The sequence below is a fragment of the Pseudomonas sp. OV226 genome, assembly GCF_003148705.1.
Taxonomy (GTDB): Bacteria; Pseudomonadota; Gammaproteobacteria; order Pseudomonadales; family Pseudomonadaceae; genus Aquipseudomonas.
In genome coordinates this window covers 19878-32158 of record NZ_QGGS01000027.1, presented here as the reverse complement: position 1 = coordinate 32158, position 12281 = coordinate 19878, and the positions used below count along the sequence as shown (strand labels likewise).

Below are 12281 nucleotides of genomic sequence, written 5' to 3'. Positions count from 1 at the left end.
CGATAACGCGGTGCTAATGGTAAATCGCGTAACGGCCATCGCGAGCAAGCTTTGCTCCTACAGGACGGTGAGCTATCAGGCCTTTTTGGTTCGCGGCAAAAAGATCGCCAACACACCAAACAACGGCAGGAACGAGCACAGGAAGTACACGTATTCGATGCCGTGCACGTCCGCCAGATGCCCGAGCAACGCCGCGCCGATCCCGCCAAAGCCGAACATCAAACCGAAGAACACGCCGGCAATCATTCCGACATTGCCCGGCACCAGTTCCTGCGCGTAAACCACAATGGCCGAGAATGCCGAAGCCAGGATGAAACCGATGATCACGCTGAGGATGCTGGTCCAGAACAGGTCGACATGCGGCAGCAACAGCGTGAACGGCGCCACACCCAGGATCGAGAACCAGATCACTGCCTTACGCCCGATCTTGTCGCCAATCGGCCCACCAAAGAAGGTCCCCGCCGCGACCGCGCCCAGAAACAGGAACAGGTGCAACTGCGAACTGGCCACCGACAGGTCGAACTTCTCGATCAGGTAGAACGTGAAGTAGCTGGTGAGGCTGGACATGTAGAAATACTTGGAGAACACCAGCAAACCGAGCACCACCAGCGCACTGGTCACCCGCCCCTTGGACAGGCCATGAGTCGCCGCCTGGCCTTGTTTGAGCTTGAACAGGCTCAAGTGGTTGGCGTACCAGCGGCTGATCCGGTAGAGCACGAACAGCGCGAACACCGCGAATAATCCGAACCAGGCCACATGCCCCTGGCCATAAGGAATAATGATCGCCGCCGCCAACAACGGACCGAACGCCGAGCCGGCATTACCGCCCACCTGAAAGGTCGATTGCGCCAGGCCAAATCGTCCGCCCGAGGCCAGTCGCGCCACGCGAGATGCTTCGGGGTGAAAGGTCGACGACCCGATACCGATCAACCCCGCCGCCAGCAGAATCAACGGGAAGGTGCCAACCACCGACATCATCAAAATGCCGATCAGCGTGCACACCGTGCCAGCGGGCAGCAGCCAGGGCTTGGGATGTCTGTCCGTGTAATAACCGACCCACGGCTGCAATAGCGAAGCGGTCAGTTGGAAGGTCAACGTGATCAATCCGATCTGGGTAAAGGTCAGGCCATAGCTGGCCTTGAGCATCGGATAAATCGACGGCAGCACCGACTGGATCAGGTCATTGATGAGGTGCGCCAGCGCCACCGCGCCGATGATGCGCATGACTAGAGGGCTGCTTTGTGAAGTCGCGGGAGCCGACGTCGTGCCGGTCTGGGTAGTGCTGATAGCCATGAGTATTTCCGTATAGCAGATGGGTGCATGCGGGCAGGTGCATCAATGTGCCATTTTTCGGTGCGACAACGCCATCCCCTTAGCCAGCTAACGAACTAATCTTTCATCGGCCGATAGGTGATAGCGCAACGCCATGGTCTGAATCTTGCCTTGTTTAACACCTTCAACGCGGGCCTCTTACAAAGAGGACCGAGAATGGGAAGTTTCGCTACAGAGTCGGCCTACAGAGCTGGCGAGGGTGAACTTTCGAGGCCTTTTAAAAGGGCACATGTCGCGGTCGCAATGACCTCGACGCACGCCGATGGTGCGTGGTGTCCAGAGGAGTCATGGGGCATGTCTTTTTTATCACCGGGGATCGGGTTGCTGGGGCGTTTTGGCTTCGCACGCAAATTTCAGCTGTTGTTTCTGCTGTTCATCCTGCCGCTGACGGGCAGCCTGTGGATGATTGGTCAGGATTATCGCGACAAACTCAATCTGATCTCCGGCGAACGTGCCGGTGTGCGTCAGTTGCTCGCGCTGGATGCGCTCGACAACCTGCTCGCCGCCCAGCGGGATCGCGCTGCTCGCTGGCGCGCCACGGAAACCAATCGCCAGCCGACGCCGGCGACCATCGCCGCGATGGGCGCGTTTGATGCGGTTCAGCCTGCCGTCGCTCAAGCCACGTCGGACCTGGGCAATGCACTGAAAACCGAAGGGGCCGAGGGCGAGACGCTGACCCGGTATCAAGCCCTGCAAACTGCCCTCAATGGCCTGGACTCGAAAAGCCTGAGCAGTGTTGGCTGGTGGCCAGACGGTTACGACCGTTTCACCAACGCCTTGAGCGCACTGCAAGCCCTGCGTGAACAGATCGCCATGGACAATCGCCTGACACTCGCGCCCTGGCTGGAAACCTACCTGCTGACGCAGATCTCGACGCAACACGCGCCTGACCTGATCGAACGGGTCGGCCGCCTGGCCAGCGTGGGTCAGGCGTCTGTTGTCTCGGGACAGTTCACGTTGCAAAGTCGTCTGCAACTGCGTGATTTGCGCAGCCGTATCGGTGATGCCCGGGAGCAACTGGTGAAAACCGCCACGCTCCTGGAAGCCCGCCTGCCAAGTGCTTTGCAAAGCTGGGCCGGGCAATACCATGACAACCTGAAACACCTGGACGCGAGCCTGAAAGTCCTGGATGACGGGGTGTTCGGCGGCAGCATTACGCTCAAGCCGGAAGAGTTCGAACGCAACCTGGACGCCCTGCTCACCGACCTCGCCGCGTTGCGCCAGCAGTCATTGACGTCGCTGGATCAGCGCCTGTATTACTACCACGGCTCGGCGATTCGGCAATTCATTGTGGTGGCGACCATCTTTGGCTGTCTGCTCCTGGCCGCGCTGTACCTGTTTATCTGCCTGCAAGCCTCGATCCGTCGTAGCGCCAGCGGTATCACGCTGCTGGCCGAAGCCTTGCGTGACGGCAATCTGAGCCTGCAAGCCCCGGTGCAGGGCCGTGACGAACTGGCGGCCATCAGCACCGCCCTTAACGTCGCCGTGGTGCAATTGCGCAACAGCTTGCTGGGGGTCGATCACGAAACCTTGCAAGTGAGCAACGCCGTACGCACGCTCAATCAGCACTCCAGTGGCGCACTCGGCGAAGTCGAAGCGCAGCAATTGCAAATCAGCCAGATCGCCGCTGCGGCCACGCAACTGGCGGCTACTTCTCAAGGGGTCGCCCAGAGCTGTGAACAGGCGTCAGGCAGCGCTCAGCACACCCAGCGCATTGCCGCCGACAGCAGTCGAGACAGTCAGCGCACGACCGCCAGCATTCAGCAGCTCAATCAACGCTTGAACGACACCGCCGCGGCACTGGGCAGGGTCAGTGAACAAGGGCAACAGATTCAGTTGGTGGTGGACACCATTCGCGGGGTCGCCGAACAAACCAACCTGTTGGCACTCAATGCTGCGATCGAGGCGGCTCGCGCAGGCGAACAAGGTCGCGGTTTTGCCGTGGTCGCCGATGAAGTGCGCAGCCTGTCGCAACGCACCCAGTCTTCCACCGCGCAAATCGCCGGCACGGTCGACAGCCTGCGCAGTACCGTGAATGAGGCGGTCAGCCTGATGGAAGCAGCCTGTAGCCAGGCACAAAGTGATGCCCAGTCGGTCACCGGCCTGGGCGAACGCCTTGGCGAAATTGCCCATGCGGTGCAAGGCGTGACTGACACTCTGGCGCAGATTGCGACCGCCGTGGAAGAACAGGCCAGTACCGCCGATGAGGTCAGCGGCAACATCCAGCAAGTCGATCAGGCGGCAGTGAGGTTGCTTGAAGGCGCGCGGGCGGTGAACCTGGCAGCAGATACCTTGAGCCAGGGCAGCAAGGCCCTGAGCGCAAATACCGGGAGATTTCAGCTCGGTTAACACCCTCCCCTGGCCCGATTTTTCGGGTCAGGAGGATAAGCGGTTGAAAGCGTAGAGAAATATTTTAGATTTACGCTTGACACATCATCGTTCCAAGCCAATAATGCGCGCCACTTGGCTACATAGCTCAGTTGGTTAGAGCATAGCATTCATAATGCTGGGGTCCGGGGTTCAAGTCCCTGTGTAGCCACCAAGTACTAAAAACGGCTTACCGAAAGGTAGGCCGTTTTTTTATGCCTCGAGAAAAGTACCTTGAACCGCAAGGGTTCAAGGTCATCCGCGTCAGGTGCGAATCGTCGGCAGTGCAGACAGCGCCCGCTCCCAAATCTGCCAGGTGCGCAGCCAGACCATCGCCTGCCAGTCGCTGTCTGCCGGATAGAACTGCTCCAGCAGATTCAGCTTGATCCCGCGCCCCACGGCATCACTCGGATTACCATGCAGATGCAGCCAGTGGTCATCGCGCAAATGGCGATGCACGTCCGCGCCCGGATACGTCCCACACTCGATGACAAACGGCATCAGCCGTACGTGGGGCAAGGCATCGACCAACGCCTGCGAGGTGTAGCCGGTCGCCGTGGCCGCCACGCCGGTTTCGCTCAATGTGTCGGCGCCGGTCAGCAGCGTATAGAGCCATGGGCCGTAAATGGCCTGCGCGTCTGGAAGGGCCGGATAAGCCGTTTCGGTGATCGTCAGCAACATCGGATGACCGTACTCACCGGCCCCTGTGTGCAAGTCGAAACACATGGCCACATCGGCATGGGCCATGTGCTTTTGCATGATCGCGTGCAATGTGCGGTTCGACCAGCTTGGCGCCAGCCCGCCGTAAAACAGGCCATCAGGGTGACTGTGCTGACCGCCCTCGACAATCGACATCACCGCCGGCCAGCCATGCTGGCGAATCTGCTCGTCGAGCAAGGCATCGGTACGCTCACGCTCAGGACCTTGCAGTTCGGTGCAGGCATAGATCTCATGCAGCGCTGCATAAGCCTGATTGTCCGGCAACGCACGCTCGAAGTTCAGGTGATTGCGGTTCAGGTCGATGTTGTCCTCGTTGACCCGGCGCAGCCACGCGGTGCCCCAAGGATTAATCAGGTGTATGAACACCACGGCGACGTCAGTCGGCAGTGAGCGCTTGCCCAACTCCTGCAGCCATTTGATCTGGCAACCCGACCCGTAGAAGCCTTCGACGCCATGGGTGCCACTCAACGCGATGAGCAACCGCTTGGCGCCCGGATCGCCCAGCACCGCCACATCGGTGCTCAACGACTCACCGAAAGGCCCCTTGAGCGGATGCGGGTACTCGGTCAACGTCGCACCGGCCGCGGTGGCTGCCGCGATGAACTGTTCGCGCTGGGTGCGGTAACTTGGCTGGGTGGGGAACTCGGTCTGCATGTCTGCCTCTTGTTGATCTTCTGGCCAATCTGTTGCGCTCGACCCTACAGAAAATCCTTCGACTCCTGAAGGGCAAATGCAGCTTTACTGTAGGCCTTGGTTTGCGCCATGCCGAGTCGGCCGATAAAGTCCCGGTAACTTTCCCACGGACGGAGTGCCCCAACATGTTCTCAACCCTTCGCCTTTCAACCCTTTCGTTGATCGCCGCCGCGTTAACCCTCGCTGCTTGTCATTCTCCGCCCTCCTTGACCTTGCCTGTCGCTCCGGAAGTCGCCTCTGGCTATCGCACCGACCTGCAAACCCGCCACGCGTCCAGACACATGGCAGCAGCGGCTAATCCACTGGCGGCTGAAGCCGGCCGGGAGATGCTGCGCCAGGGTGGTTCGGCAATTGATGCTGCGATTGCGATGCAAGCGGTGTTGACGCTGGTCGAGCCGCAATCCTCCGGCATTGGTGGCGGCGCGTTGATCGTGCTCTGGGATGGCAAGGCGGTGCGCACCTTCGACGGTCGCGAAACCGCACCGCACGGCGCCACCGAGAAGCTTTTCCTACAGACCGACGGCACCCCGATGGCGTTTACCCAGGCGCAGATCGGGGGGCGCTCGGTGGGGACGCCGGGCGTGTTGCGGGCGCTTGAATTGGCCCATCGCAAACACGGTCGCCTGCCGTGGTCGAAGCTGTTCGAGCCGGCCATCAAACTCGCGGAGCAAGGCTTCGCCATCTCGCCGCGCCTTCATCAACTGATCGCTTCGGATGCGTCCATGCGCAGTTCGCCAGACATGGTGGCCTACTTTATGAACGCGGATGGCAGCCCGAAAGCTGCCGGCACGCTGTTGAAGAATCCGGCACTGGCCGCGGTGCTGAAACGCATTGCCAAGGAAGGGCCTGACGCGTTGTACACAGGCGCTGTCGCGCAAGAGATCGTCGCCAAGGTTCAGGGCCACGCTAACCCCGGCAGCCTGTCGCTGAACGATCTGCAAGGCTACAAGGCCAAGGAACGCGCGCCGCTGTGCACCGATTACAAACGCTGGCAGATTTGCGGCATGCCGCCGCCATCGTCCGGCGGGATCGCCGTGGCGCAGATCCTCGGCACCTTGCAGGCTCTGGAAAACCGCGACCCACGCTTTGCCCTCGCGCCGCTAAAACCGGTCAGGACTGACAAACCGGCAGGCACCGAACCCGCCCCCGAAGCCGTGCATCTGATCTCGGAAGCCGAGCGCCTGGCCTACGCCGACCGCGCACAGTACGTCGCCGACACCGACTTCGTGCCCGTGCCGGTCAAAGGGCTGGTGGACCCAACTTATCTGGCCAGCCGCGCCGCCCTGATCGGTGACCACAGCATGGGCACGGCCAAACCCGGCACCCCGCCAGGCATTCAAGTCGCCTATGCACCGGACCGTTCACCGCTACGCATTTCCACCTCACAAGTGGTGGCAGTGGATGACGAAGGCGGCGCCGTATCCATGACCACCACCATTGAATCGGCCTTTGGCTCGCACGTGATGGTCCAGGGATTCCTGCTCAACAACGAGATGACCGACTTCTCGTTCATCCCCGAAGAAAACGGGCAAAAAGTTGCCAACCGAGTCGAGCCTGGCAAACGCCCGCGCTCGTCCATGGCGCCGACCCTGATCTTCGATCGTCAGAGCGGTGAATTCCTCGCCACCCTCGGCTCTCCCGGCGGCTCGCAAATTATCGAGTACGTCACCAAAACCACCCTCGGCCTGCTCGACTGGAGCCTCGCCCCACAAGCCGCCATCAACCTGCCCAACTTCGGCAGCCGCAACGGCCCGACCGAACTGGAACGGGGGCAGTTCAGCGCGGAGCTGATTCAGGCGCTGAAGGACAAGGGGCACAGCGTGAGTGAGATCGACATGACCAGCGGCACCCAGGCGATTGTCCGGGTGAAGGATGCACAGGGGAATGCGTCGCTGGCCGGAGGGGCCGATCCGCGGCGTGAGGGGGAAGCGTTGGGGGATTGATTCGTACGTGAGAATGAAAAAGGGCTTACCGCAAGGTAGGCCCTTTTTTACAGGTTTCACATTCTTATCGGTTGTCGCGTATAGGCTTTTCCTACACGCAAACGCTTCAGGCCGGCACACCCAAAATAATATGCGACGCCTTGATCACCGCCGTCGCACTCACACCCGGAGCCAGGCCCAGCTCTGCAACCGCTTCACGGGTGACGATTGAATAAACCTCGCTGCCGCCATCGAGCTTGATCACCACTTCGGCATTCACCGCGCCATCGGTGACATTGGTGACGATGCCTTCCAGGCAGTTACGCGCCGAGAGACGAATGTCGCTGGACTCGGTCATCAGCATGACCCACGGCGCCTTCACCAGCGCGACCGCCTCCTTGCCGACCGCCAGGCCCAGGTTTTTCACGCTTTGCATGGTCACCACGGCGACCAATTCGTTGCCGCCCGGGAGTTTCAGCGAGACTTCGGCGTTGACCGCGCCCGGCTGCAGTTGACTGATGGTGCCTTTGAATACGTTACGCGCGCTGACTTTCACGTTTTGTCTCCCTGAATGAAAATTATTGTATACAACTTAACCCATCATTCCGGATAACGTTGTGTGACGCAACGACGCACTCGGCTACCTCCACGCTTCAAACCCGGGATTGAGTACGACGCTGGAATAAACAGCTTAGCGCGTGATCTTCAAAACCTGTCGCCGCTGGTGCTTTTCCAGCGCCAGATCGATCAAACGACTGACCAGTTCGCTGTAGGTCATGCCGGTGGCCTGCCAGAGCTTGGGGTACATGCTGATTCGGGTGAAGCCGGGTAACGAGTTGATCTCGTTGATCAGTACTTCGCCGCTGTCGGTGAGGAACACATCGACCCGCGCCAGCCCGGAGCAACCCAGCAGCTGGAACGCTTCGACGGCCAACGCCCGGATGCGTTCGCTGGCCTCCACGCTGATGTCTGCCGGCACCACGACCTGCGCCGCCTGGTCATCGATGTATTTGCAGTCGTAGGAATAGAAGCCGCTGCTCACCACGATTTCACCACACCCGCTGGCGATAGCGTCTTCGTTGCCAAGCACTGCACACTCGATCTCACGGCCTTTGACGGCGGATTCGATCAGGACTTTTTCATCGAAACCCAGGGCCAGCTCCACAGCCGCTTCGTACTCGGTTGCGTCGTTGACCTTGCTCACGCCCACGGACGAACCCTGGTTCGCCGGTTTGACGAACAACGGCAGGCCGAGCTTGCCCTGCACCTCGGCGAACCCGATACGCGCCGCCGTGGCGCGGGTCAGGGTGACGAACGGCGTGACCGCCAACCCGGCGTCACGCAGCAGGCGTTTGCTGATGTCCTTGTCCATGCACACCGCCGAACCCAGCACGTCGGAACCGACAAAGGGCAAGTCGGCCATGCGCAACAGGCCTTGCAGGCAACCGTCTTCACCCAGGGTGCCGTGGACAATCGGGAAGATCACATCGACGTGGCCCAGCAGTTCCTGACCGGTGGTTTCCACCAATTGCTGGCTGGCTTTTCCCGGCACCACCGCCAGTTCACGATTGGACTGATTGAGGGCGATCAGCGCCGGGTTTTCCTGATTGAGCAGGAAGTTCGAAGGGTCGTTGAGGTGCCAGTGGCCTTGCTTGTCGATGCCGATCAGCACCGGCTCGAAGCGCGAGCGGTCCAGTGCATCGACAATGTTCTTCGCCGATTGCAGCGATACTTCGTGCTCCGCCGAACGACCGCCAAAAATAATGCCTACCCGCAATTTACTCATTCAAGACACCTCAACGATTGGCCACTCACTGTGTACCGGACAGCAGAGGGAACCTTGCAACATTTGCCTAGGGTTTTCTACCCGACGGACGCGTTTTATCGGTGGGAAGACAGAGGGTCAACCACTGGGTTAACGTGTTCTTCATCGCGCTCAAGACACAACACCATGGCCAAGCAGACGCTCCCCATCGACTGGTTCCACCGCGCGCCCGACGTCGGCGGGCTGCAGCGTTTCGAAGCGTTTTTTTCCGGCCACGGCTACGACCTTCATCGTCACGACACCTACGCCATCGGCCGAACCCTGGCCGGCGTGCAGAGCTTTCAGTACCGAGGAGGATGGCGCCATAGCCTGCCGGGCGGGACCCTGGTGTTGCACCCGGACGAAGTCCACGATGGAGAGGCCGGCACCGAGGCCGGTTTCAAATACCGAATGATGTACATCGAACCGGCGCTGATCCAGCAGATGCTCGGCGGTCAGCCGCTGCCGTTCATCAAGACCGGACTATCGACTGACCCTCGCCTGTTCGCCGCCACCGATGTGCTGCTGCGAAGCCTCGATTGCCCGCTCGACCCGTTGGAAGAACAGGACGCGCTGTACGATCTGGCGCAAGCCCTGAGCAGCGTTTCGGGAGCGACCGGCGTCCCGCGCCAATCCTTCGATTACGTGGCCGCCGAACGTGCGCGGGAGTTCATCCACAGCGCACTCGATCGCACTGTGACCCTGGAGGAACTGGCGCACCACAGCGGTCGTGATCGGTGGAGCCTGTCACGCGACTTTCGCCTTCTGTTTGGCACCAGCCCCTATCGATACCTGACGATGCGACGCCTGGACCTGGTCCGTTCGCTGCTGATCCAGGGCCAGCCACTGGTCAGTGCCGCGCTGATTGCCGGCTTCACCGACCAGAGCCACATGACCCGGCAATTCAGCAAAACCTACGGCCTGTCGCCGGCTCGCTGGATGAAAATGCACCGTCGCTGAGCCACGCACAATCGTACAAGAAGCTGACCGATACGCGGGTTATCGTGGGTTCACGATCAACCTGGAGAACCGCTTCATGAGCGCTTACAAAAGCCTGAACTTCGCTGAAAAAATCGCCCGGATCGACGCACACTGGGCGCCTCGGGTCATCGCCGAAATGAACGACTATCAGTTCAAGGTAGTAAAGCTGCTAGGGGATTTCATCTGGCACGATCACCTGGAAACCGACGAAACCTTCATCGTCATCGAAGGGCAATTGCGCCTCGACTTTCGCGATGGCCACGTGCTGGTGAATGCCGGTGAAATGTTCGTGGTGCCCAAGGGCGTCGAGCACAAACCGTCTGCCGATCAGGAAGTAAAGTTGCTGCTGATCGAGCCCAAGGGTGTGCTGAATACCGGCAGCGAAGGTGGCGAACGGACCGCATTGAATGACGTCTGGGTGTGAACCTGGCGGGTTTACGCCAGGGTCTTGCCGTCCACCGGGTCGCCGATTGTCAAGAAATGCCCGCCTGCCACATGGTGCAGGGTGCGCAATGCATCCTGCCCTTCAAAGTGCCAGCGTCCGTCGCTGAATACCCGCTCATCGGCCTGAGCGGCAATCACCTCAGCCAGGAACAGATCGTACTGCTGATGATTGTTGGGCTCCGGCAGCAGTCGACATTCCAGCCATGCAACGCAGCCTTCGAGCATCGGCGCGTCAATCAATTCGCCACTGAAAGTTTGCAAGCCATAAGCCTGAAACTTGTCCTGGCCTTGGCCTTGGGTCAATTCCAGGCCTGATGTCGAACCAACGGTCTGCGTGATATCGGCTTGAGCCGCGCAAGGAACGTTCAGCACGAACGTCCCCGAGGCCTCGAGCAGTTGCCGGGTCCAGGTGGATTTATCCAGCACCACGGCAATTTTCGGCGGTTCGAAATCCAGCGGCATGGCCCAGGCGGCGGCCATGATGTTGCGCTGACCTTCATGGGCTGCGCTCACCAGTACGGTGGGCCCGTGATTGAGCAAACGGTAAGCCTTGGGCAAAGGAACCGGCCGGCGGTGGGAAGCGCTCATGGTGTCTGCTCCTGAAAAGAGCCGATTGTAGCGATTTCCACCGCGCTGGCATCAAGTCGCGAGCTGATTGGCAAACTGCCCGACCGCGTTCACCACTTTCTGCGCACCGTCCTGAATCTCGACGATCACTGTGCCCGCCTCCGCCGCCAGCGCCAGGCCTTGTTCGGCCTGGAGCTTGCCGTCAGTCATCAGGGCCACGGCATTGCGCGCCATCTCCTGGTTCTGACGCACAACCCCGACAATCTCATCGGTGGCCTGGCTGGTGCGAGAGGCCAACTGTCGAACCTCGTCTGCGACCACGGCAAACCCTCGGCCCTGTTCGCCAGCCCGAGCCGCCTCGATGGCCGCGTTGAGCGCCAGCAGGTTGGTCTGTTCAGCGATACCGCTGATGGTTTTGACGATGGTGCCGATCACCAGCGATTGCTCATTCAAGGCTTCGATGCCATCGCCCGCGGTTTGCATGTGCTTCGCCAGGTCGCGCATCACATCCACCGCCTGAGTCACCACGGCCGTGCCGCGCTGGGCGCTCTGGTCGGTCTGCTGAGAGGTGCTGTAGGCGATGTTCGCCGCTTGCGCCACGGCGTTCTCCTGATTGACCTGATCGGTAATCACAGTGGCGAACTTCACCACTTTGTAGAGTTTGTTATTGGCGTCGACCACCGGGTTGTAAGAGGCCTCCAGCCAGACCATACGCCCATGGCTGTCGAAGCGTTTGAAACGGCCGGCGACAAACTCACCGGCGTTCAGGCGGCGCCAGAAATCCTGGTATTCAGTGCTGTTGAATTCCTGCGGATCACAGAACGTGCGGTGATGTTTACCTTTGATTTGCGCCAGGCTGTAACCCATGCCGCTGAGGAACCGATCATTGGCTGTCAGCACGTTGCCGTCCAGATCGAACTCGATGACTGCCGTTGAACGCACCAGCGCGCCGATCAGGTTCTCGTGCTCGCGAGACGCTTCGATGGTGCGGGTCAGGTCGCTGGAGTAAAGCGAGAAGTGTTTGATCCGGCCATCCGCCGAGCGCACTGGCTGAAAAATCGAGCGCAACCACGCTTCCTGGCCATTGCCACGCAGCAAGCGAACGGCCCCGGCGAAATGCTCGCCGCGGGTCAGCGCGTTTTGGAAGCGGCGGTGGAATTCATCGGACTTCACATGCACGGGGACGATGTCTTCGATGTGCCGGCCGACCAGGTCGGCGCTCTTGTAGAGCATTTCGCCGATGAAGTTCTGGTTGGCCGACTGAATCCGCCCATCAGGATCAAGGGTCAGGACCAGCATCTCGCTTTCCAGGCTGTCCTTCACTTGCTGAAGGCTGGAGAGTTCTTCGCGAAGAGCCGACAGCTCCTGCTTCAAGCGTTTGTTGAACATGGGAAGGTACCGATAGGCAGGAAATAGAGCGGGATGCAGCCTAGCCATCGGCCTTGTGGGTG

The 12281-nt window shown here is 60.3% G+C and carries 9 protein-coding genes, 1 tRNA gene and 2 pseudogenes; 5 read left to right on the top strand and 7 right to left on the bottom strand.

The window, feature by feature from the left end:
* Positions 1-75 precede the first annotated feature (75 nt).
* Positions 76-1293, bottom strand: coding sequence for an MFS transporter (locus C7534_RS28395; RefSeq protein ID WP_046030128.1), 1218 nt, complete (start codon positions 1291-1293; stop codon positions 76-78).
* Between the two features lie 333 nt (positions 1294-1626).
* On the opposite strand from C7534_RS28395, the gene C7534_RS28390 reads away from it, so the two are divergent.
* Entirely contained in the window at positions 1627-3681 is a 2055-nt protein-coding gene (locus tag C7534_RS28390) for a methyl-accepting chemotaxis protein (protein WP_109787813.1), read from the top strand.
* 116 nt (positions 3682-3797) lie between these two features.
* Positions 3798-3874 (top strand) — tRNA-Met (locus C7534_RS28385).
* 89 nt (positions 3875-3963) lie between these two features.
* Here the strand turns inward: C7534_RS28385 and C7534_RS28380 are convergent.
* Positions 3964-5073 carry a DUF2817 domain-containing protein gene (locus C7534_RS28380; RefSeq protein ID WP_109787812.1) on the bottom strand — a complete coding sequence of 370 codons (1110 nt, stop codon included), beginning with the start codon at positions 5071-5073 and terminating at the stop codon, positions 3964-3966.
* 164 nt (positions 5074-5237) lie between these two features.
* Here C7534_RS28380 and ggt point away from each other — a divergent pair, with 164 nt between their 5' ends.
* On the top strand, positions 5238-7055 hold the full coding sequence (gene ggt, locus C7534_RS28375) for a gamma-glutamyltransferase (protein ID WP_109787811.1): 1818 nt from the start codon (positions 5238-5240) through the stop codon (positions 7053-7055).
* Between the two features lie 106 nt (positions 7056-7161).
* On the opposite strand, the gene C7534_RS28370 is transcribed toward ggt, so the two are convergent.
* Positions 7162-7590 carry a TOBE domain-containing protein gene (locus C7534_RS28370; protein WP_109787810.1) on the bottom strand — a complete coding sequence of 143 codons (429 nt, stop codon included), beginning with the start codon at positions 7588-7590 and terminating at the stop codon, positions 7162-7164.
* Between the two features lie 135 nt (positions 7591-7725).
* On the bottom strand, positions 7726-8820 hold the full coding sequence (gene ddlA, locus C7534_RS28365) for a D-alanine--D-alanine ligase (protein ID WP_109787809.1): 1095 nt from the start codon (positions 8818-8820) through the stop codon (positions 7726-7728).
* Positions 8821-8985: 165 nt separating this feature from the next.
* Here ddlA and C7534_RS28360 point away from each other — a divergent pair, with 165 nt between their 5' ends.
* Together C7534_RS28360 and C7534_RS28355 are read left to right on the top strand one after the other, a co-directional pair.
* Entirely contained in the window at positions 8986-9798 is an 813-nt protein-coding gene (locus C7534_RS28360) for an AraC family transcriptional regulator (protein WP_109787808.1), read from the top strand.
* Between the two features lie 76 nt (positions 9799-9874).
* Positions 9875-10243 (top strand): cupin domain-containing protein, encoded by a 369-nt coding sequence (locus tag C7534_RS28355; RefSeq protein ID WP_046030120.1) that lies wholly within the window; start codon positions 9875-9877, stop codon positions 10241-10243.
* An 11-nt stretch (positions 10244-10254) separates the two neighbouring features.
* On the opposite strand, the gene C7534_RS28350 is transcribed toward C7534_RS28355, so the two are convergent.
* The 3 genes and pseudogenes from C7534_RS28350 to C7534_RS33395 all read right to left on the bottom strand — a co-directional run.
* On the bottom strand, positions 10255-10851 hold the full coding sequence (locus C7534_RS28350; protein WP_109787807.1) for a flavin reductase family protein: 597 nt from the start codon (positions 10849-10851) through the stop codon (positions 10255-10257).
* Between the two features lie 51 nt (positions 10852-10902).
* Positions 10903-11340, bottom strand: a pseudogene (locus C7534_RS33400) (methyl-accepting chemotaxis protein); the annotation flags it as partial.
* A gap of 102 nt (positions 11341-11442) precedes the next feature.
* A pseudogene (locus C7534_RS33395) lies at positions 11443-12129 on the bottom strand (PAS domain-containing protein); the annotation flags it as partial.
* Positions 12130-12281 lie beyond the last annotated feature (152 nt).